General features: G+C 41.2%; 21 protein-coding genes, 1 pseudogene and 1 riboswitch. Of the genes and pseudogenes, 4 read left to right on the forward strand and 18 right to left on the reverse strand.

What is annotated here, in order from left to right; translation table 11 throughout:
* Positions 1-308: 308 nt before the first annotated feature.
* From KH109_RS08755 to KH109_RS08765, 3 genes are all read right to left on the reverse strand, one after another.
* On the reverse strand, positions 309-536 hold the full coding sequence (locus tag KH109_RS08755) for a malic enzyme-like NAD(P)-binding protein (RefSeq protein ID WP_295218747.1): 228 nt from the start codon (positions 534-536) through the stop codon (positions 309-311).
* 13 nt (positions 537-549) lie between these two features.
* Complete coding sequence (locus KH109_RS08760; protein WP_295218750.1) at positions 550-780, reverse strand: hypothetical protein; 231 nt, start codon at positions 778-780, stop codon at positions 550-552.
* 252 nt (positions 781-1032) lie between these two features.
* Entirely contained in the window at positions 1033-1407 is a 375-nt protein-coding gene (locus tag KH109_RS08765; RefSeq protein WP_143566983.1) for a nuclear transport factor 2 family protein, read from the reverse strand.
* 168 nt (positions 1408-1575) lie between these two features.
* On the opposite strand from KH109_RS08765, the gene KH109_RS08770 reads away from it, so the two are divergent.
* Both KH109_RS08770 and KH109_RS08775 read left to right on the forward strand, forming a co-directional pair.
* Entirely contained in the window at positions 1576-1740 is a 165-nt protein-coding gene (locus KH109_RS08770; protein ID WP_295218757.1) for a helix-turn-helix domain-containing protein, read from the forward strand.
* 118 nt (positions 1741-1858) lie between these two features.
* Positions 1859-2029, forward strand: a pseudogene (locus tag KH109_RS08775) (CAAX protease); the annotation flags it as partial.
* Between the two features lie 77 nt (positions 2030-2106).
* Here KH109_RS08775 and KH109_RS08780 read toward each other — a convergent pair.
* From KH109_RS08780 to KH109_RS08815, 8 genes are all read right to left on the reverse strand, one after another.
* The gene (locus KH109_RS08780; protein WP_295218760.1) at positions 2107-2952 is read right to left on the reverse strand and encodes a hypothetical protein; all 846 of its coding nucleotides are present in this window, start codon (positions 2950-2952) and stop codon (positions 2107-2109) included.
* 4 nt (positions 2953-2956) lie between these two features.
* A complete protein-coding gene (locus KH109_RS08785) occupies positions 2957-3361 on the reverse strand; it encodes a biopolymer transporter ExbD (RefSeq protein WP_009352440.1) in 405 nt (134 codons plus the stop codon).
* The gene (locus tag KH109_RS08790; protein WP_295218765.1) at positions 3358-3963 is read right to left on the reverse strand and encodes a MotA/TolQ/ExbB proton channel family protein; all 606 of its coding nucleotides are present in this window, start codon (positions 3961-3963) and stop codon (positions 3358-3360) included. The genes KH109_RS08785 and KH109_RS08790 overlap by 4 nt, the downstream gene beginning before the upstream one ends.
* Before the next feature lie 236 nt (positions 3964-4199).
* Complete coding sequence (locus KH109_RS08795) at positions 4200-4457, reverse strand: hypothetical protein (protein WP_005384999.1); 258 nt, start codon at positions 4455-4457, stop codon at positions 4200-4202.
* A 50-nt stretch (positions 4458-4507) separates the two neighbouring features.
* Entirely contained in the window at positions 4508-5398 is an 891-nt protein-coding gene (locus KH109_RS08800) for a DUF3829 domain-containing protein (RefSeq protein ID WP_295218769.1), read from the reverse strand.
* Between the two features lie 295 nt (positions 5399-5693).
* On the reverse strand, positions 5694-6947 hold the full coding sequence (gene meaB, locus KH109_RS08805; protein ID WP_295218772.1) for a methylmalonyl Co-A mutase-associated GTPase MeaB: 1254 nt from the start codon (positions 6945-6947) through the stop codon (positions 5694-5696).
* Positions 6940-9132, reverse strand: coding sequence for a methylmalonyl-CoA mutase (scpA, locus tag KH109_RS08810; RefSeq protein WP_105089928.1), 2193 nt, complete (start codon positions 9130-9132; stop codon positions 6940-6942). The genes meaB and scpA overlap by 8 nt, the downstream gene beginning before the upstream one ends.
* Positions 9133-9136: 4 nt before the next feature.
* A complete protein-coding gene (locus KH109_RS08815; protein ID WP_295218778.1) occupies positions 9137-11299 on the reverse strand; it encodes a methylmalonyl-CoA mutase family protein in 2163 nt (720 codons plus the stop codon).
* Between the two features lie 294 nt (positions 11300-11593).
* A riboswitch (cobalamin riboswitch) is annotated at positions 11594-11770 on the reverse strand.
* 259 nt (positions 11771-12029) lie between these two features.
* On the opposite strand from KH109_RS08815, the gene rarD reads away from it, so the two are divergent.
* Positions 12030-12926: an EamA family transporter RarD gene (gene rarD / locus KH109_RS08820; RefSeq protein ID WP_295218784.1), complete on the forward strand. Its 897-nt coding sequence runs from the start codon at positions 12030-12032 to the stop codon at positions 12924-12926.
* A 76-nt stretch (positions 12927-13002) separates the two neighbouring features.
* Here the strand turns inward: rarD and KH109_RS08825 are convergent, their stop codons facing one another.
* Complete coding sequence (locus KH109_RS08825; protein ID WP_295218787.1) at positions 13003-13902, reverse strand: DUF3829 domain-containing protein; 900 nt, start codon at positions 13900-13902, stop codon at positions 13003-13005.
* Positions 13903-14186: 284 nt separating this feature from the next.
* On the opposite strand from KH109_RS08825, the gene KH109_RS08830 reads away from it, so the two are divergent.
* Complete coding sequence (locus KH109_RS08830) at positions 14187-14564, forward strand: type II toxin-antitoxin system HicB family antitoxin (RefSeq protein WP_005384984.1); 378 nt, start codon at positions 14187-14189, stop codon at positions 14562-14564.
* A gap of 49 nt (positions 14565-14613) precedes the next feature.
* Here the strand turns inward: KH109_RS08830 and KH109_RS08835 are convergent, their stop codons facing one another.
* From KH109_RS08835 to fucO, 6 genes are all read right to left on the reverse strand, one after another.
* Complete coding sequence (locus KH109_RS08835) at positions 14614-15027, reverse strand: hypothetical protein (protein WP_295218791.1); 414 nt, start codon at positions 15025-15027, stop codon at positions 14614-14616.
* Between the two features lie 2 nt (positions 15028-15029).
* Entirely contained in the window at positions 15030-15632 is a 603-nt protein-coding gene (locus KH109_RS08840) for a tetratricopeptide repeat protein (protein WP_295218793.1), read from the reverse strand.
* Positions 15633-15834: 202 nt separating this feature from the next.
* A complete protein-coding gene (locus tag KH109_RS08845) occupies positions 15835-18657 on the reverse strand; it encodes an FAD-binding and (Fe-S)-binding domain-containing protein (RefSeq protein ID WP_178885860.1) in 2823 nt (940 codons plus the stop codon).
* Between the two features lie 563 nt (positions 18658-19220).
* On the reverse strand, positions 19221-20015 hold the full coding sequence (locus tag KH109_RS08850) for a sulfite exporter TauE/SafE family protein (protein ID WP_295218797.1): 795 nt from the start codon (positions 20013-20015) through the stop codon (positions 19221-19223).
* A 46-nt stretch (positions 20016-20061) separates the two neighbouring features.
* Entirely contained in the window at positions 20062-21606 is a 1545-nt protein-coding gene (locus tag KH109_RS08855; RefSeq protein ID WP_295218800.1) for a ClC family H(+)/Cl(-) exchange transporter, read from the reverse strand.
* A 346-nt stretch (positions 21607-21952) separates the two neighbouring features.
* Positions 21953-23104 carry a lactaldehyde reductase gene (gene fucO / locus KH109_RS08860; RefSeq protein WP_295218803.1) on the reverse strand — a complete coding sequence of 384 codons (1152 nt, stop codon included), beginning with the start codon at positions 23102-23104 and terminating at the stop codon, positions 21953-21955.
* Between the last annotated feature and the right edge of the window lie 70 nt (positions 23105-23174).

Consider the following 23174-nt stretch of genomic DNA (forward strand, 5'->3'; position numbering starts at 1 on the left):
CCACCCTCAAACTTCTCCAAAAAAAGATTAAACCCTTATAACACTAGTAAATATCTAGTGTTATAAGGGTTTTTACACACACTTTTTGTCCTATAAGCCCATATCTTACATACATGCGTATGTGAGGTATGCCTCTTGTTGTTATTTATGTATCTGTTGATAAACTGTTATTGATTATTTTTTGTATTCTGGTTTCCATAAGATGTCATCAATCGCAGCGTCAACATCTTGTTCAGATGCTAGACCTTCTTTGATGGCACATTCAGCAACAGCTTTAGCCACTGTACGAGAGAATTGTGTTAGTTTTCCTACCGGTGGTAACGTAGCTGCCCTGGTTTTGTTGTATCTACAATACCTTGTAAGGAATGAGCTGCCGCGGAAATCATAGCATCACTTAAGCGAGTTGCATTGACGGCTAATACACCAAGGCCTACCCCTGGATAAATGAGTGCATTGTTAGCTTGGCCAATATCATATGTTACACCGTTAAGTTCAATAGGTGAATATGGTACGCCTGTTGCGATGAGCGTAGTCATTGTATTCATCCTATTATTTTAATTTTGTAAAGGTTCCTTTGTAGTTAAGGAACTGATGGTCTGGTAGAGTAATGTTGGTATAGACAATGTCTTGGTTGAAATCTTCTACGTGAGTAACGGTAGAACCGTCTGGCTCTGACCAAGTAACCATGAAGACCTTGTCTGCAACTTCTGTTGCTGTATAAGTAACAGTCACAACCGCTTCAGCAACAGGTGCAGCATCACCGACGCTTGAAAAAGTCATTGTTTTACCATCTACATCAAAATTGAGATGATAAGCTAGGTCGCCAAATTGTGCTTTGTATGTGTGTCCGATAGGTGGAAATGTGTTTGTCATAATCATTCTCCTTTTAGTTTAATTGTGTTTATTATTTAATTAGTTTAAGATTGCAAAACCACCAGTCCAGGGATTTGTTCACGAGCCGCTAAGCTGATTTGTAGGAAACCCATCGCTTCCAATTCACGTGCCCGTTTCATCTGCTTTTACTCCCTTTCATTACTTAATTGGAAACATGGCATTGCCATTCACTGCTTCGCTAGCTGGAACCTCTTCTTGCATGACATCCCAATGTTCAATAAATTTTCCATCTTCAACACGGAAATAATCTACCGCAATCATTGTTTTTCCAAACCAGTTTGAATAGCGACCATGCACTGCAACGATATTACCTTCTTCCATAGCAATACCTGGTTCATAAGAAATTTGATTGTCTTCTGATGTGATAAATCCACGAAGGACATCCAAACCATTTGGCATACTTGGGTTGTGTTGGATCATATCATCTTTCCAAAAAGTTTCAACTTTTACAAGATCTTTCTCGTTAAATACTGCGTTAAGATAGTTAATAGCTTGCTCTTTAAGTGTTGACATCGTTATTCACCTCTAAAAATATTTTTTGATTAAGAAGATCAGCCTCAACCTTGACTTTATTTTACATCCTTAGTGATAAATTGTAAAATATAATGCTCAAAAAACTCATAGAGCCCAATCTCGTGTAAACTGTAAGTAACCACACTGACCAAAACACAGGAAAATTCTATGAGCTACCACCACCTTACCATAACTGAACAAATTAAGATAGAGACTTACCTAGAATTATGCCTCAAACCAATCCAAATAGCGAGAAAATTAGGCGTTCACAAATCAACCCTTTCAAGAAAATTAAGGCCTTGTAATGACACTTACTCTGCACAAGCAGCATAAACACACTATGAGAAACTGGCTAAGCAGAAAGGAAGAAAATCGAGTTGGACTCCTGAATTGAAGCAAGAAATTGAAGAACGTTTACAATCTTCATGATCTCCAGAACAAATTTGTGGTCGTTATCATTGCATTCCTCATCATGCTAGTAACTATGTTCTTCTACGCCTTTGCATTATGGCGCGTCGATCAATTTAGCGCACCTATGCAGGCTACATTATTCATCGGTGGGGCCATCGTATATCTTGCGGTGTTCAACTCCACTAAGACAATGCTTTCTAATCAAGACTAATACAAACATAACACAAAATTAATAGAAACATAACAAAAGAGGCATATCTTACATACATTTGTATGAGATATGCCTCTTTATTGTCCTAGAATAACGGGAACTGCTAAGTAAACAGGTTCACCCCGTCGATTAACGATGGAGCCACTACTTTTGATGATGCGCAGCGCTTCGTCTCGTACAGCTGGTGGTACATCGTCCACGATAAGTGGCGTATGTTCGCCAACGATGACATTGCCGTTAACATCAAAGTTAACTCGTACTACCACCTTGCCTGTTACGACAGATGCTCGCCCCTGTTCTTGCACAGTCCGCAAATAGTCATGAGGGTTAATATCTGGTTTTTGTAAAAGTGCTTGTTGCCCTGGTGTCAATAGACTCAATGCTAAATCAGATAAGAAAGATAAGTCACTAGATTCAGGCAATCCATCTCCAGTTGCATTTGGATCCGATGTTATATTTTTACCGATAGGCGCTTTACTATTCTTGGAGGATTTTCCATCTCTAGAATCAGCCCCATGCGTAACTACCGCTTGTTCACTGCTACTCGTTTCCGATTCAATAGCCTTTGGAACGGTCCATTCTCGGCGCACACTAGATGCTGCTGTACTTTCACTTAACGCTTTAGCACGTTCATCTTCTTGCTTGCGTTCATCCACCAAAGAATTCACCTTAGGTGTCGCTCCTTTTGGAGTTACATCCTGTAGTTTTTCCATAGGCTTTTCTGCTGTTTTCGGTTCAGTTTCAACAGCTTCAACCCCGGTGTCACTTTCACCATCATCAGGCAAATTAAAGCTAATTTCCGCCGCATCATGGGCAGCACCTGTACCTGCCATTCCTCGCAAAGAAAGGCCCATGCCAGAGATGAGTATCGTCGTAATTCCCAAGGACACAATAAAGGGTTTCAAATAATGCGATTCAAACATAGAATCACTTCCGTTCCGTAGCGACGCTAATATATTTAGCGCCATTCACCTTGAGCATGTCCAATAGGGCGATAACCTCGCTATAGTAAACATCTTTAGATGCGCGAATGACAAAAGCTTGTCGCGGTGCTTGTTTCACGATGGATTGTACCTCTTCGGCCAATCGGTCGGAAGAGATTTCCTGATTGTCGATATATAACGTGTGCGTTGTAGTGAGCGTAATTGTAATAGGTTCAATAGATTTTGCTGTAGATGTGGACGCAGATGGTAAATTAAGCGGAATTTGCTGCTCTGTATTCATGTACAACGTGCCCACCATGAAGAATACCAATAAGAAGAATACGATATCGATCATAGGGATAATCATGATGGTCGGTTCTTTTTTAACCCCTAATGTGCGTCGTCTCATATATCATGTTCCTCGTTGTACGCATCGAGGATGTTGCCGCACTCATGCTCTAATGTAGTAATAGAATCGTTTACCTTTGCCGCACAGTAACTGTGAAAGCCAAGAGCGATAATCGCTACAGTCAAGCCTGTAGCCGTTGCCACTAAGGCTTCAGATACACCGCCTGTAATGATGGTAGGCGCACCAATATCGCCACCTACAACAGCAAAGGCGCGAATCATACCCAGCACTGTACCCAACAGCCCTAACAACGGTGCCATCGTTACGATCATGCTGAGCCAGCTAAGGCCGCGTTTTAAACGCTCATCGGCGTAAGATACTACGTCTTGCAAACGGTTTTCTAAACCATTATAGTTCTTTGCACTGCGCATAGCGCGAGCAAATAAAGCGCCAAGCTCCTCTGTGTCGCGTTCCAGAACACTTGGTAACATGACCCAAGATTGATTCTTCTCTAATACCTTATTAAAGCGGCTCAAGTCCTTTGTAAACTTACGATATAAAATGATACGCTCAATGCCAATCATCAATGCAAAGAGCAAAAAAATTACTAGCGGATACATAACAAATCCACCAGCCACAAATAAATGCGCTATGCTACTCATACTAACCTCCAAAAGCCTTCACCCTCTAGGCCCCAATAACCTTAATTATATCACGTTTTAAGGCATCTAAAAATATGTATGAGACAGAAAAAGGCTATACTAATGATGATACACATATTAGTATAGCCTTTAATTTTTCTTTAATTCTGCTTCTACTCTACTACTATTTTCCCTTTGCCGAGCCTAAATTCCGTCATGATTTAATCATAGCATAACTATTGCATTCGTATGATTTATTAGTCTTTTTTAAGAAATTTTACAAGTATGCCACCGATTGTTAAGGACACGCCAAAACCAGTAAAGAACATACCGAGGGAATACATCCATGCATAGGTTTGATTATTAGAAGAAATCGCTTTAGCTGCCTCTCGTGCATTAGTAGCGTTTCTTGCAATTTCCAAATTCGTTGTAGCTGGATCTGGATTTAATAATAGGATAACAATACCTATAATTAGAACAACTACACCAACGGGTAATAACATTTTCTTGCTCATTTAAATGTTCCTCTCCTAACATTACATAACATGGTATATACGATTAGATATTATTTATCAAGTTTATTCATATCCAAGCGATTTACACTGCCAATAAAGCTATTGTAGGATTCAATCATATCATTGTAATGATCAGCTGTTTGGTCACCTAAGAATGTACGAATTCTACCAATAGTTGTATTTAAATGATTTTTAGCAGAGTTATAGTCCGGACTAGTAATGCTGCTGGATACATCCATGATACCTTGCAACTCTTGGTTAGCTGCATTTACATCAATTTGTTTACCGTCTTCAAAGCCATCCAATAAAGCAGTTAAACGTAAATGAACTTCTTGAGCTGCCGCTGCATTTTTCTTGCCAGACTCTTTAAGTTCTTTCAACTGTTCTTGTTGGTTTTCCGTGTTGTGTTTGTGAATTACTGCGTCTAGTTGATTATACGCTGCATAGAACTGATCATATAATTGAACGTATTTAGGTCCTAATTGTTGTTCCTTAGCATAATTATCTGCTTGATATGAATTAGTTTCGTAGTACGTATCCAATTCACTGGCTACTGGTACAATATCCTTTAATACAGCCAATACATTATCTAAAGGTTCTTTCATATCATCATATGGCACGCCAGCATCCTTAGCGGCTTGTAAGTTCTTTTGTAAAGAATCAAAATGTGGTGCCATAAAGCTTGTTAAATGTTGACCTTCTCTTAGTTTTTGAATGTCTGGGCCGATAGCATAGCCAAAGCGCACTGTATGACTGTTAAAATCGCCAACGGCTTTAATGTAGTTGTTAAACACTTTAACGTCATCTTGTGATTTCTTTTGAACACCTTGTTGTACGCTATTGGCAACCTTAGAAACACTACATCCTGTCAAGAATAATGGTGCTGTTAGAGTTGATGCGCACAATACTACTGTTAGCATTTTCTTTACTAGTGGTTTCATAATGACCCTCTCTTTTTAATCACATACAAGTAACAATCTATGATTAAATTATATATCATATATGATATTTATGAAAGTATCAACCGTGTTTTTTATGAAATTTGTTTCATGAATATGCTTTCACAGGCACATAAAAAGGCATAGTATACATCTTCATTGGGCTAAACCCAATAGTAATGTTTATACTATGCCTTTTCTGGATACATCTTATATGTCTAAATCAGTATGATAGCTAATCGGAGTGTCTTAATAGATAAGTTATGCCATCTTATCAAATAGGTATGTAGCTATCTACTCATTTAATAGACTTGTCAAAAACCCCAATTAATTCTTCAACGGCTTGAGATTCGCTCATTTCACCGTCTAAAACAGCTGCTTCGACTTCGCCCATACGACCTTGAATGACTACATTATTAAAGAATAGGTTGTGCAAGTGTTCGTCAATCATATCACGTACCCAACGGAGGGATTGTTCTTGACGGCGTTTTAAGAAGACGCCATTTTCTTTACCTTGTTCAGCAAATTCTTGGATTACATCCCACAATTCGTCGAGACCATCCTTCGTAACAGCTGAACAAGTATAGGCTTGTGTTTTCCATTTTTCCGTAGCTGGACGGATGTAATGTAACATCCGATCGTAATCGCTACGAGCGATGAGAGCACGCTTGAGGTTGTCCCCATCAGCCTTGTTAACCACAATAGCATCAGCCAGCTCCATAACGCCTTTTTTGATGCCTTGCAATTCATCGCCTGCACCAGTTAAGACGATGAGCATAAAGAAGTCTACCATGGAGCGCACAGTGACTTCGCTTTGCCCAACCCCTACGGTTTCGACGAGAATAATATCGTATCCAGCAGCCTCGCAAAGTAGCATGGTCTCTCTACTTTTACGAGCTACACCGCCTAGTGTACCACCTGCCGGCGACGGACGAATGTACGCGTCAGGATGTTTCGTCAATGTTTCCATCCGCGTTTTATCGCCCAAAATACTGCCCTTTGTGACTTGGCTCGTAGGGTCTACAGCAAGTACGGCTACCTTGTAACCTGCTTCAATGAGCATGTTACCAAAGGCTTCAATAAATGTACTTTTACCAGCCCCAGGCACACCAGTAATACCGATGCGCAGCGCCTTGCCCGTGCGAGGCAATATAGCTTGCAATACTTGTTGAGCTAATTTAAAGTGTTCCTTATTATTACTTTCTACTAACGTAATAGCCCGTGAAAGTATAACGCGGTCCCCCTGCTCGATACCGCGTACATAATCAGCGACAGTTAACTTCTTTCGCCGCTGTACGGGACGTACCGACGGAGCCAGATGCGCGGAGCTAGATAAGAGGCCATCGTGCATTTCCTTGACGCCTTTCATTACATGACACGCGAAGGTATCATCCTTTTTCGCATCTTCCGGCACCCAATCGGGACGGTAGGTGCTACCCTCGGCATTTGCATTTTTTACACCTAATTCAGGAGCCTTACCTTCACCAGTGGTGAAGGTGGCATCCTGAGTCGTATGCAATGCGTCCGGAGTAGTCCGTTTATTATCAGTCATCAGACTCTTCTTCTTGAACGTGGCTGGTCAATGTTTCTAGTAATTTCTTAGCCGCTACTGGCAAGACTGTACCAGGGCCAAAGATAGCCACTGCGCCATGTTCGCGTAGGAATTCATAGTCCTGAGCAGGGATTACGCCACCAATGGCAACCAATATATCTCCACGACCGCGTTTTTTGAGTTCTTCCACAAGTTGAGGTAACAATGTTTTGTGACCTGCCGCAAGGGAACTGAATCCGACGATGTGAACGTCATTATCCACCGCATCTTGCGCTGTTTCTTCTGGAGTTTGGAACAAAGGTCCGATATCCACGTCAAAGCCCATATCCGCGAAGGATGTAGCGATAACTTTGGCACCGCGGTCATGACCGTCTTGGCCCATCTTCGCAATCATGATACGAGGGCGACGACCTTCGAGTTCTTCAAAGTCATCCGCCATTTGACGTACTTCTTTGATGACATCGTCATCTTCATATTCGCTAGAGTATACACCAGAAATAGAGCGGATAACCGCTTTATGACGGCCACAAACCTTTTCAACAGCAAAGGAAATTTCACCCAAGGATGCACGAGCACGAGCAGCTTCAAGTGCAAGGGCAAGCAAGTTGCCTTCCCCAGATTCTGTAGCATTGGTAATCGCTTCGAGACAGGATTGAACCTTATCTTCATCACGGTTAGCACGCAATTGTTCGAGACGACGGATTTGCGCTTCTCGTACAGCCGTGTTATCTACGTCGAGGATATCCAATGGATCTTCTTTATCTAGACGATATTTATTGATGCCGATGATCGCCTCACGGCCAGAATCGATACGAGCTTGGCGACGAGCTGCTGCTTCTTCGATACGCATCTTAGGAAGACCTGTGTCAATTGCTTTCGCCATACCGCCAAGGGATTCGATTTCTTGGATATGACCCCAAGCACGGCGGATTAATTCATCAGTCAAGGCTTCTACGTAGTAGGAACCGCCCCATGGGTCGATAACCTTACATACCTTAGTTTCATCTTGAATGTAAAGCTGAGTATTACGGGCAATACGAGCAGAGAAGTCTGTAGGCAATGCAATGGCTTCATCAAGCGCATTGGTATGTAGGGATTGGGTATGGCCCAATGCAGCGCCCATTGCTTCCATACATGTACGAGCCACGTTATTGAATGGATCTTGTTCTGTTAAGGACCAACCAGATGTTTGACTATGTGTACGAAGTGCCATGGATTTTGGATTTTCAGAACCGAAGCTCTTAATAATCTTAGCCCACAACATACGAGCTGCACGCATTTTTGCTACTTCCATGAAGTAGTTTTTACCGATTGCCCAGAAGAAGGACAAACGTGGAGCGAATTTATCTACATGAAGGCCTGCATTTACACCTGTACGGATGTATTCAAGACCATCGGCCAAGGTGTAACCTAATTCGATATCTGCAGTAGCGCCTGCTTCTTGCATATGGTAGCCAGAAATGGAGATACTGTTGAATTTAGGCATGTACTGTGAAGTGTAAGCAAAGATATCGCCGATGATGCGCATGGACGTAGCTGGAGGGTAAATATAGGTATTACGTACCATGAATTCTTTCAAGATATCATTTTGGATTGTACCAGCCATAACCTTTTTATCAACGCCTTGTTCTTCACCAGCTAGGATATAGAACGCCATGACAGGCAATACGGCGCCGTTCATTGTCATGGATACGGACATTTGGTCGAGAGGGATACCGGAGAATAGAATTTCCATATCGAGGATGGAATCTACCGCGACACCCGCTTTACCAACGTCACCTACTACGCGAGGATGGTCGGAGTCGTAACCACGGTGTGTGGCAAGGTCAAAGGCGATAGATAAACCTTTTTGGCCCGCTGCCAAGTTACGACGGTAAAACGCATTGGATTCTTCTGCTGTGGAGAAACCAGCGTACTGACGTACTGTCCAAGGACGAGTTACGTACATTGTGGAATAAGGTCCACGCAAGAATGGAGGTACACCAGCCATATAGTCAAGGTGTGTCATCCCTTCATAATCCATCTCTGTGTAGAGAGGTTTTAGTTGGATTTGCTCCATTGTTGTATTATATAAATCTTCAAAGCTTTTTCCTGTTTCTTTTTGAAGTTCAGCAAGCCATGCATCGCGAGATGTCGGCGACTGAGATCCCAAGCCAAGAGAGGAGAAGTCTGGATTTTTAAACATGAGCTCACATCCCTTTCTTATCTTGTAACGTATGTAAGATTTCGTAGCAATTTGCACGAACGGAAATGAAGTCGTCTACGCCAGCTTCACGGTATACAGGCTCAAGGTCCTTAGGAGGCGCCCCTGCCAAAATAACTGTTACATTCGGCATAGTTTCTTTCAACTCTTTCGCTAATGGCGGTACTAATTCTGGATATGTATCATCTGTGGAACAGATAACCACAACATCGGCACCACTTTCACGAGCAGCCTTCGCAGCATCAGCCGTAGTTTCATGTCCGTCATTTTTAATCACTTCAAAAGCACCTACTTCGAAGAAGCCTGTGGAGAAGTCCGCACGAGGTTTATGTTGAGGAATTGGGCCTATATTAGCCAAGAACACCTTCACATTGTCTTTCGTACGTTGTTTATACGATTCCGTGCGCATACGGAGGGCTTCGAATTGTTCAGTCCAGCGATGTGCAATAATTGGTTCGATGGTTTCAGAAGAAATATCGCCTGCATCTAAAGCCTTACGGATTTGGCGGATTGTCAATTTTTGTAATGCCCCAAGCTCAATAAGACCAATCAACGCACCTGGTTCTGTTGTACTTGCTTCTAGAGTAGCCTGTGCTTTCACAACTGCATCAGCCTCTGCACCTGCCAAGTACTCATCAATTTGAGCAGCTCGTTTTTGACACAATGTTTCTTGATTTTCTGGTTTAGGATCAAGTAACTCTTCTGTCATATTCGCATACATATTGTTACCAACTGCAACATCCTTACGGAATGCAAGGTTCTTAAATCGTTCATCGAGGATGGCTTTTACTTGAGCTTGAGGATAGCCTTCTTTCAATGCTGCAATAATGCCGCCTTTAGACTCAATAGTTTGGAACTCAGCCCAGATTTTTTCACATAGTTCAGCAGCCAATGTTTCCACGTACCAAGAACCACCTACAGGATCCACAGGTTGACGCAACTCGAATTCAGTTTGCAACATAACTTGGATGTTGCGAGCAATACGGCGAGAGAAATCGTCCGCTTTGCGAATTGGTTGGTCAAATGGAGATACTTCAAGGCTGTTCAAACCGCCTACAACACCAGAGAATGCTTGTGTTGTATTGCGCAACAAGTTTACATATGGGTCGTATACAGTTTTTGTGAAAGCCGATGTTCTGCCGTGTACATGAACAGCGCGGTCCGCTTCTTCAGCACCGAACGCTTCCATGATACGCGCCCAAAGTACGCGCAAGGCACGCAATTTAGCAATTTCCATAAAGAAATTAGCCCCTAAGGAGAATGTGAACATCATGCTCTTCGCGATGGTGTGAATATCGATGTTCCGTTGTGCTAATTGACGCACGTAGCAAACAGCTGTTGCCAATGCATAGGCAACCTCTTGTACATCGTTAGCGCCGCCATTAGCGTATACATCGCCAGATACGAGTACTGTTTTAAGCTCTGGAGCTTGTTCTTTAGCCCACACAACAGTATGTGCCATTTCATCAAAGGCTGTATCTAAGGAAATGTGCAAAGCACCATCTTTCACCCAAACACCGATAGGGTCTGCACCAACGAGACCTTTCAAATCAGATGTTTGTTTTTTAGCGCCTTTCACAGTAGCCGCTAACATGCCAAGCAAGATGGCTGCAGAAGCACCTGTTTCAATGTACAAAGGATTTTCCTTCAAATTGAAGCGATCAATCAATTGTTTGCAGTCATCCATAGTGGATACAGATGTACCACCAACGCCAACAGATGCGCCTACTTGCACATCTTGATCATGGCGTGTTGCTTCATCTAGGCGGATGTTGTGAATGGTGCCACCTTTTACAATCTCGTATAAACTTGCATGATTGGCATCCTTAGGCAAAGAATCATCTACATATTGGGATACACCCCAAGAGTCTTTAATATAACCACTTGCCTTAGTACCACGTAGGAACTCACCTGCCCCAGGGTATACGCCCTTTGGAATTGCTTCTGCATGCAGTGCAGGTGTGTAAATTGGCTGCAACGTGATACCTTCATAGGTTTTCGTGAACATCTTCTTGTGGAAGTCGCCACCTTTTAACGCCTTTTCAACTTCAGCCTGCCATTGTTCATACGTAGGTTTCTCAAATTCATCAAAGGATACAGGAGCTAATAGATCGCGTTCAGCATCCTTTGAAGTCTTTTTGTCAGACATATATGTGCCTCCTTTTCAACTCGAAACCATACCGAGAAACAGCGCACCGTACCTGCGAATTGTTATACATATACGTCACACGAGCTTTCCTATATTTAGATCACATCAACCTCAAATATGTGTCCATCAATTCATTAACTATGAAGCCTGATATATATGCTTAACAGCCACTTTCAAGGGCAACAAAAAACGTGCCACCCAAAAGTGACACGTAAAGGTTTCTTATTGAAAGGTACACCAAAAAACACTGAAACCAGCATACCCCAATCCCCTTCCTATCCCTCGTAGGTACATAACGGTGATTATCAAATAGGCAGTTCTCCTGGCTCGGGCTCATCGCCTCGCTTTCGCCTTCCCAGATTTCTCCAGTGACATATATGAAAGCAGGCTCGACCTTACAGTGGCGGGACCGCATCGGCTTGTACCGATTTCTCTATTAAGTCTTGCGACACCTATTCTCTATATTCGTTGTTCTAAGTCCAATATAGTGTAAGATTATGCACAAAGTCAATGAACATAACAGTTAATCATAAGTAACAAATTTCAAGTTATAACTAACGCATATATAAAATAACTTAAACGCATGCATGTATTTTGATTAACCATTGAATCGCAAATTCACCCCTATCTACGCCCTATCAGCTATCAGCTATCAGCTATCAGCTATCAGCTATCAGCTATCAGCTATCAGCATGATATAATAATGCTATCAATAAGAGGAGGTTGCATTATGAATGATATAAATAAAAAAGGGCTCAGTACCACATTACTGTGCTGCTTAATCTGGGGTTTGCTCCCCCTATATTGGGCACTACTTAACCAAGTTTCATCCTTTTCAGTATTATCGCACCGCATCATCTGGTCTGGTGTTTGGATGATCTTCATCATCCTTGCTATGGGCCGCCAACAACTGCGCATCGATATTCAACACTTGCGCACGCATCTTTCACAGTTCGGCCTATTATTACTGGCAGCCGCTCTTATCAGTGTCAATTGGTTTACCTATATTTGGGCTGTTACCAACCAACACGTTCTCGATACTAGCCTGGGATATTATATCAATCCTCTCCTCAACGTATTGCTCGGCATCGTTATCTATAAGGAAACCTTGCTATGGTCCCAAAAGCTGAGCATGGCCATCGCCGTACTAGGTGTATCGATCATGACCTATGAACTAGGGTCCTTACCGATTGTTTCCATCGCACTAGCTGTATCATTTAGCCTGTACGGAGCCGTTAAGAAACGCCTCACCATCCATCCATTTTCGAGTATTGCTTTGGAAGCGTGGCTTGTTACACCGATAGCACTATGGTATTTGGCAACCATCGATACCTCTTCCTGGGTCTTTCTTGAGAACATAACATCCACCGGCCTACTCCTCATCGGTGCAGGGCTCACTACATCAATTCCGCTCATCCTCTTCTCATACGGCGCAAAACTTTTGCCATTGAATGTACTAGGATTTTTACAATACCTATCTCCCACCATGGGCTTTTTCTTGGCCATCTTCTATTTTGGTGAAAGCTTTGGCACAGCCCAACTCATCGCTTTTGGCTGTATCTGGGTAGCTCTCGTGCTATTCTCCCTATCCAATCGAATTACAACCCGTATTAACCTAAAAAAGTAAGATATATCCTATATCAACTAAAAAGCTGTATCAAATGATACTCTCATTTGATACAGCTTTCTTTTATATAGACGTATTAATCCAATTCATTCATATTGGTTGTATTCATATTGGAAATATAACGGTTATAAGCCTCAACCATATGTTTATAATCGTTATCTTGTTTGGATCCCATATAGGTACGGATCGCACCAATCGTAGAGTTTACAGAGGTCTTAACAGAGTCATACTTAGGGCTAGAAATACCATTCGCTAAATCGCCAATAGCTTGTAACTCTTGATTGATAGCATTTACATCTGGTTCTTTTTCACTATCTAGCTTTTCTAGGACTGCAGTAAGTCGCAAAGAAACCTCTTGTGCGGCAGCTGCATTTTTCTTACCTGCATCGCGCAATTGTTGTAACCGTTGTTGCAATCGGTCCGTGTTAATCTTATGCATTAAATTATCAAAGTCAGCATAAATAGGAACAAATTGTTCATACAATTGAACATATTTAGGACCTAATTGTTGCTCCTTAGCATAGTTATCTGTGGTATACCCTTTAGATTTATAGTATGCATCGAGCTCTTCCGCTACCGGTGTAATTTCGTTCAATTTTGAAAGTAGCTTATCTAAAGGCTCTTTCATTTCATCATAAGGAATACCGGCTTGCTTAGCCTCTACTAATTCTTTTTGCAATTGCTTAAAGTTCGGTGTATTAAATACAGTTAAATGCTGCCCAGCTTTTAACCCGTTAATCGTTGGAGTATTCGCATAATCAAACATTACCGCCATGCGATTAAATCGGCTTACAGCTTTCACATATTGATTAAACAACTGAACTTGATCCTGTTCAGACCGCTGCGCAATTTCCTTGCGACTCTGTTCACTACCTTGCCATAGTTCTGACATACTACAACCGCTCAACAACAAGGGAGATGTCAATATGGCCGCACACACCACAGCCATTGCAATCCGCTTACCAAATGGTTTCATGATGAATTCTCTCCTTTCATCAATATACAACCTAATTTATATATCTCAATTATATACTAATATAATTTATATAAATAGAATTAATGTGTATAAATCATACATCTAGTTTGTCAAGTGACTAATAGAGTCAGGGGTGACCAATGGTCACCCCTATTTTCCTTTATATACGGTTAGACTAGAAATATAAGAAATATAACTCCTGTCAATTGTTTTATACGTGTACACGTGTTACCATAAAAGGAGAGCGTATGAAAGATAAAGATCTACTAAAATGAGGAGGACCTATGAAATTTATATACCCTGCTATAATCCATGATGACGCTGATGGTTTCTGGGCTGAGTTTCCAGACTTAGAATATACTAGCAGTACTGGCTCAACCCTAACAGAGCTCGTAACCAACGCTCAAGAAGCTATGGAGCTATATATTTTAGGAGCCTTAGAAGATGGGGAAAGTTTACCAACCCCTACATCTATTCGAAACTTACCTTGCACGGATACAACCTATCCTACATTAGTACAAACAGATATAGATCTGGCTAAAAATAGTAAGTCTGTAAAGAAAACATTAACCATTCCTGCTTGGCTTAACGATAGAGCACTAGCTAAAGGAATTAATTTTTCTCAGCTTTTACAAGAAGCATTAGTAGAAAAGACAATGTAAATTTATTACGCGCTACTGGGCTTCACCATTGAGTAAAGCCTTTACACCATCAATTACTTAGCAAAATTAGGACTACTGTCCACGCAATAACTGCTAAGGTAAGTAAAATGATACAAAGCATCCACAGAATTATTACGAAATAGAGCAATAATTTTAGTACATATAATACATCAAACCATATACTATGACGATCTTCTAATCGCGCCATATATTCGGAGAGATGGCGCACCCAAAATGGAGCTTTCGCATTAGGATTTAGCTTCTTCCAGTACAGCATAATATACGGCGTTACAAAACAACCTACCAACACTAAGTATGTAAGGAATAACGGTGTTTCTATATCATGTTGGGACATAAACCCTGACCAGTCTACGACCATTAGACTACCAAGGTATAGAAAAACAAACCAATATATAAATCCCATCACCTTTATAACAAGGCGAATCATCCGTTTTACATCCATATCTATAAGCCTACTAGTGTTTTAAATCGCGCATTATTGTGAAAGCGTTCAAAATGGTCTTGTTCAGCAGCTACAGCTTTCACAGATGGATCAATGTTAATTGCTTTTTCAAGCCAATCAAGGGCCTTAGTATCATCTCCTTGGTCTGCATAGATGGTAGCAATACCATACACAGACCAAGTGTTGCTAGGGTCCTTTTCTAATACCTTTTCAAACCATTGTTTAGACTCATTTAATTGTCCTTGCAACTTGTACACCATGGCCATATTGTAGTAATTAGCTACATTATTTGGATCTAAATCGTAAGCCTTTTTAGTATCTGCTAAACCTTTAGTAGTATCTCCATTTAAAGCCGTAGCAAAGCCACGAACCGAATAAGCGTCTACATTATTTGGATTATCCTTAATAGAAGCTGTTGCCTCCTCGATAGCTTTCGCATAATCACCAGAGGATAGAGCTTGCTTAGCGGCCATAACACGAGCATCTTGCTCTGTTTTAGCTTGTTCGTTAGCTGTTGTTGTAGGTTTAGTGTCTTGCTGAGTCTTAGTATCTGTGCCACACCCTAATAAGCTAAGCAAACAAATACATAATAGAATATATTTCATACAATACCTCTATATTAGCCATTTAATACAATTACATAATCGACTATTTACTATCATTACATTATATAGCACTATCATATAATTCATTAAATACTAGCACATAGTTTTTTAATTACCATTACAATTATACCAAAACTATATACAAAAAAGGACGAGCTGCAACTCGTCCTTTTTCGTTATATGGTAGGTAATGTTATAAATCTTATTTTTTTGCTTTAGAGCAACGGTCTAATAGGAATGCAACGCCTACGAATGGGATGCCACCGTTTTCACCAAGACCAATTTCACATGTGGAACTGGAGCTTACGCCTAGTGTTGCACCGTATTCAGCAATTTCACCGGCAAGGTCTTTTGTAGCAGATTTGTTAAGTTCTGGTGTGAAGAAACCTTTTTGACCAGCAAAGCCATCGCATGCGAAAGACTTGATATTGAATACATGGTCTGTGCAGAGGCGCGCCAAGTCTTCAATATATTGAGATTTATTCAAAGATTTAATCTTACATTGTTTGTGTACGATAACGCGTTCATCGCATTTTTCAATGTCGAGATGAGGTACTACGTATTTGCACAAGAATTCAGAAATATCGTTGATTTCTAAGTCTGGCATGTGTTTGAAAGCATGGTTGAAGCATGCACTATGGTCGATCACGATTGGATATTTACCATTTTGAGATGCTTTCATCAATGCATCGTGCAAGTCTTTAACAGCACGTTCATGAACGTCATCGTAGTTTTCAAAGCTCAAGCCACAGCAGAGGTTTTCGATATGTTTTGGATAGATAATATCGATATGAGCCTTGTTGCAGAGGCTTTCAACAACTTGTTGCAAGCTGCGATCATCGTCATAACCTTGGTTTGGTTTGAATGCGCGGTTTGCACATGTACTAAAGTATACAACCTTTTCAAAGTTAGTTGGTTTGATGCGGTTTTTCAATTTATAGCGATTAGCTTTAGGAGTTGTTTTAGGAACATATGGTGTAACACCTGTTACGCCATGCAAACCTTCAGTAATCTTAGAAATTGCTTTTTGAGTAATGATGGAACCTGCAATGCCTTCAAGACTTACGCCAGCACGACACATTTGAAGTGTTGTGGAGAAGTTATCGTAGATTTTCTTAGCCAATTCAGGTGCAGGTGGGTCGATGCGGCGCATGGACAATGCGATTTGAGCAGTATCGATGCTGAGTGGGCAAAGGCCTTTACACATGGAGCATGCAGCACAAGTGTCTACGCCGAAGTATTCATAGCCTTTTCTAAGTTCAGATGCCAATGTGAAGTTACCTTCGTTTTCAAGGCGTTTAGTTTCGCGTAACAATGCGATACGTTGACGTGGAGTCAATGTTAAATTACGGCTTGGACAATGTTTTTCACAGAAACCGCATTCCATACAGATTGTGAAAGCATCGTCGATAACGCATTGAGCTTTAAGGTTTTTCTTGTACACATCTGGATCATCAGTGATCATAACATCTGGGTTCAAGATGCGTTCAGGGTCAAAGATTGCTTTGATACGACGGTTGATTTCGTACGCTTTTTTGCCCCATTCCATTTCAACGAATGGTGCTACCATGCGGCCTGTACCATGTTCAGCTTTCAAAGAACCACCGAAACCAGATACGCGTTCGGACATTTCTTTTACCAAATCGCCGAAGTTTTTAGTATCTTTAGGGTCGCTGAAGTCAGGTGTAATGTTAAAATGAACGTTACCAGACAATGCATGACCGAAGATTACACCACCATCAACGAAATCGTATTTGTGGAATAATTCTGTAAGCATTTCAATGCCTTTAGTGAAGTCTTCGATTTGGAAGCAAACGTCTTCGGTAATAACAGTCGTACCTTTTCTACGTTGACCACCAACGATAGGCAAGATACCTTTACGGATTGCCCACCAGGAATCGTATTCTTTAGGATCTTGAGAATAAAGGCTTGGGATTGCTGTTGGGATATCTTTCAATTGTTCTTTAATGAAAGCTAAATTTTCATCTACAGTATCTTTGGAATAGCTTTCAGTTTGGAACAAGATAGCACTTGTACCTTCTGGTACTTCACGAACGAAGTCAGGTACATTTTCAAGAGTTTGAACTGCTTTCAAGGATTGATAGTCCATCATTTCTGCAGCAACAACCTTTTCACGGCCCATATTAGCCAAGGCTACAACCGCAAGAGATGCATCGTTCAATGTGCTGAAGAACATGAGACCGCAACCTTTATGAGGTACGTCTTCAACAGTGTTGTACACGATTTCAGATACGAAGCCCAATGTACCTTCAGAACCGATGAACAAGTGATTGATGATATCGATAATATCTTCGAAATCAACAAGGGAGTTCAAGCCATAGCCTGTAGTATTTTTGATTTTGTATTTATGATGAATCAAATGAGTCAATTCTTCATCAGCCAAGATTTCTTTGCGCAATTGCAAGATATCTTCAACCATTTGAGGTTTTTCACGAAGGAATTGTTCAATAGATTTTTTGTCGGATGTATCGAGAACAGTACCATCTAGTAATACAACGCGGATGGAACGGATTGTTTTATAGGAGTTTTGAGCCGTACCACAGCACATACCAGAGGAGTTATTGTTCAAAATACCGCCTACTAATGCTGTGGCAAGTGTAGCAGGATCTGGACCGATTTTACGGTTATAAGGTTTCAATAAATCATTCGCATCGGAACCGATAACACCACATTCGCATTTTAAAGCCTTGCCATCATCGATAACTTCCATTTTTTTGAAGCCATCATTACATACGATAAGCACGTCTTCACTGGAACATTGCCCAGACAAAGAAGAACCAGCTGCACGGAATGTAAATGGTGTACCACATTGTTGGCACAAACGAATAAGGCGTCTTACTTCACGTTCATCCTCAGCCTTTACAACAACCTTTGGTAAATAGCTATAACAGGACGCGTCAACACCATATGCATAACGACGCAAATGATCAGTATAGACACGATCTTTGCAAATCTCTTTTGCCTCCTTGGCAAAACGTTCATAATCTTTTATAAGTGTACTCACTTGTATATCCTCCTATCCTCTCTTAAGGAATTTGTCTTATATTTAGTATACGCCGTTCTCATTCTCACTACTATAATTATGCATAAATTATATGTCTTCTAATAATTCTCGATATGCACCGCTTTTTTATTTCTTTACTTGAAAGTGCATCTCAATGGCATTATCATGTACTCATTTTTTCACATATTAAAATAAAACTATTTTGTTTACTTAGTAATTAAAGAACTCTATAATAAATGAACGCTAAATTGCCCATAAAACTTGATTTATCGTGTATATAATTCTATAGGAAATAGTTTACATAAATTATGCATAAAACTGTATATTTCCATTTATTTCAATTTTTTCGTTCTCATTTATATTTAAGTATGACTTTTAATCATACCTTTTAGATTCCCCTACTAATAATTGTTCACTTTCACATAAAAAGCCCTCTAATGATATAACTCTTTCGAGTAACCACTAGAGAGCTTATAGTAAACATATCAAATCTATCTGTTCATACTAGCGAGAACATAAGAAGTATAGTATTCAAATTTCTATTGATGATTAGAGAAGACATATTATCCCAAAATACCAGATTTAAGAATAAGACGTACAGCTAGTGCAAAGACTGCAACGCTCATAAGGGCAAGGATAGATTTTGCTTTCAACCGTTTAGCAATTCGCGCGCCTGCTTGGGCACCAAAGATAGCGCCAATACTAGTAGGGATAGCAATACTAAATACGATATGATTTTCCAATAAATGCGTTATAACGCCTATCATTGTAGATACAGCAAGGATGGATTGGCTTGTAGCTGTAGCCATATGGGTAGGAAACCCCATGAGATAAATTAAGGCCGGCACATGAATAAGGCCACCACCAATACCAAAGATACTGGAGATAAAACCTACAAAAAAGCTAATGCTAATGCCAATAGGCTTGCTATACGTTAGCTGATCAAGGGTAAGGCTTTCTTCCTTCCGCTCCCCTTTTTTGAAGTTCTTAAATCCAATCAAACCAGAAGCGCATAGCATAAAGCACCCAAAGGCAAACATAAAGCCTTGTCCAGAAAACCAACCAGACATTTGGGCCCCTAAAATAGCACCTGGTAAGGTAGATAAACTAAAGACTATGGCCGCACTGATATGTACCTTCTTCTGCTTAATATACGCAATAGATCCAGAAACGGCGTTACACATAACGGAAAAGAGTGATGTCCCTACAATCATAGATGGGGACCACTCCGGAAACCAATACATGAAGAGAGGAACGAACACAAGGCCCCCTCCGGCACCGATGATGGTGCCTAGCATAGCCGCTAAAAAGCCGACTATGGTAAAGAATATATAAAATACTATAATGTTATCCAGCATAATAAGGTCTCCCTTTACTTAGATTGGAAATATCTCTTTGCTATAACTAATTCGATTGGAAAAAGTCTTTTGCTGCTTTTAATCGTCCTCGTTCACAAGAGACTTGTAGCTCGTCACCTGGTTCAAGTTTCACATCCCCAAGAGGTACAATGTAGGTACCATTTCGGCGAATACTTACGATTAATGTGCCATCTGGCAATGCCAAGTCTTGTAACTGCACCTCTGTATAGTTTGCCACTACAGGCACCTTCGTTTGGAAGAAGGTTTGCACTGATTCTAAATGGCTTTGACCGGTCATGGCTTGCAATAAGGAATCGTAAATTGGCGGCTCTTTTAAAAGCTCTGCTACAAGGTATGCCACAAGTGTAACAATACCGATAGCGTAAATATTAGAGAAGCTATTCGTCATTTCAAGGACGAGTAAAATCGCCAAAATCGGAGTTCTCATCGCAGCTGCTAACATACCACCCATGGCACAAATAACGAATTGCGGTACAAAATCAGGTGAGATAATACCGATTGATGAAAGCACGCTTTCACAAAAAGCACCTGCAGAGGCACCTATGACGAGCATGGGCAAGAATATGCCGCCTTGCGCGCCACTGCCATAGCAGAAGGTGGTAAGTAAAATCTTACCTAGTACGATACCACCCAAGAGCAATACGCCATGCGATTGAAAGGCTAGCTGTCCTACCAGATCATTGCCACCACCTAAGAGGAGTTGCGAGTCATAGCCGATGACGGCCACAGTCACAAAGGTAAGAGCTAGTTTCAAGAACCGAGAGCATTTAAGCCACTCAAAGAATTTCTTGAACGCAAAGATCATGCGGCAGAAGAGCACCCCACAGAGCCCCATGATAACGCCCACCATAAGCAGTACAGGAAAGTACTCAATAGGAACCCCTGAGGTTACCGAAAATCCAAGAGCTGGGTCGAGGCCAAAGATACTAACTGTAATATAGTTAGAAATCAATGTAGCCACAAAGGTTGGCACAACGAGGTAAGGATAAAAACTTTTATGGATCTCTTCAAAGACGAACATCGCCCCCGATACAGGTGCACTAAAGGCAGCCGTTAAGCCCGCCCCTGCGCCAGCAGAAGTCAAGATGCGCTGCTCACGCAGACCTGAATTCATCCAATAGGATACAATTTTACCGGCAGAGCCGCCGATTTGTACGGCTGGCCCTTCACGGCCTACAGAAAAGCCTGCAAAACCAGTCAATACGCCACCAATCATCTTAGAAGCCAACGTCCGATACGGTTTCATATCAAAGAGGCCCAGCATTTCCCCTTCAATTTGAGGAATACCAGAGCCCCCCGATAATGGGGCCCATGCAAGCAATCTGTCGACGATAAAGGCAAAGATAACCATCACTACAAGCCAGCCTATGGCCCATTCCATGGTAATGCCGTCCATCAAATGCCATCGAATATGCTCTGACTCAAGGATTAAATAACGGTACGTAGCACCACAAAAGCCTGCAATCACACCCACAAGAGCGCCCTTTGCAATGAGCTCCGTTAACAACATACGATTCATGGACATATCTGCTAAGGTAGAACTGCGCTTATTAAATTTCCATAACCTCATACTATTCCTCCTTAGCATTAGCCAAATTTAAACACTCGTGCATAAACTATGTATTCATATCCTTAGTATACTTATGTAAACCATCATTTTCAAGAAACGATTACATACAACGTCAGTTATCTAATTACAAGACATCGCTACAAACGCAAAACTAGCTACCACTACAAATGCAAAACTAGCCACCTCTACAATGAGACGGCTAGTTTTGTTAAGCAAGTGTATAAATGTATTTTCTTTACATATTCGGAGGCATCTGAAATATGTAAAGACACTAAAGATGTAAAAGCCGCAGGGCTAGAGCTTCGCATCATTTAGACCTATAAATTATTTAGTCTTTCAACATATTTCAGAATATAGATTCATAGATACCAATAATTTCTTCCAAAGACACATCTCGTGGATTACCAGGTGTACATGCATCGTTAAAAGCAGATTCAGCGAGGAATGGAATGTCTTCTCGTTTTACGCCTGCTTCGCTAAGGGATTTAGGAATGCCTACATCGTCAGCTAATTTTTGGATTACATCAATAGCTGCTTGACGATATGTTTCTTGATCCATTTCGTCTACATCAGAAACGCCCATAACGCGAGCGATTTCACGATATTTTTCGCCTGTTGCAGGAGCATTGAATTTCAATACTGCTGTTAAAAGCATTGCACACGCCTTGCCATGAGGGATGTCGTACACAGCACTCAATGGATGCGCCATGGAGTGAACGATGCCAAGACCTACGTTGGAGAAGCCCATACCTGCAATATATTGACCAAGGGACATAGCTTCACGACCTGCGAAGTCACCAGCTACGGCGCTACGCAAGGAACGACCGATGATTTCGATAGCTTTCAAATGAAGCATATCCGTAAGTTCCCACGCACCTTTTGTAATGTAACCTTCTACGGCATGTACGAGGGCATCCATACCAGTAGACGCACAAAGACCAGTTGGCATCGATGCGGACATATCAGGGTCCACGATGGCTACGATTGGAATATCATGAGGATCAACACATACAAATTTACGGTTCTTTTCAACATCTGTAATAACGTAGTTAATAGTAACCTCTGCAGCCGTACCAGATGTGGTAGACACAGCGATAATCGGCAAGCAAGGATGTTTTGTAGGCGCCACACCTTCAAGGCTGCGTACATCGCCGAACTCAGGATTTGTAATAATCGTAGCAATAGCCTTACTTGTATCGATAGCACTGCCACCGCCTACAGCAACGATAGCTTCAGCACCTGCCGCCTTACAAGCAGCCACACCAGATGTTACATTTTCAATGGTTGGATTCGGCTTAATATTGTCATAGACATCATAAGCAATACCTGCCGCATCAAGTAGGTCTGTTACCTTTGTAGCTACCTTAAACTCAAATAAATCAGGTGTAGACGTAACAAGAACCTTTTTAAAATGGCGATTCTTAATTTCGTTCACAATCTCCTGAATCGCCCCTTGTCCAAAATAGGACGTACCGTTCAACATAATTCTCCGAGCCATATACATTCACTCCTAACGAATAAAAAATAAACCGATAGAGAATAACTATACTAAGTAATTCTCTATCGGT

The organism is Veillonella sp. (assembly GCF_018381775.1).
Taxonomy (GTDB): domain Bacteria; phylum Bacillota; class Negativicutes; order Veillonellales; family Veillonellaceae; genus Veillonella.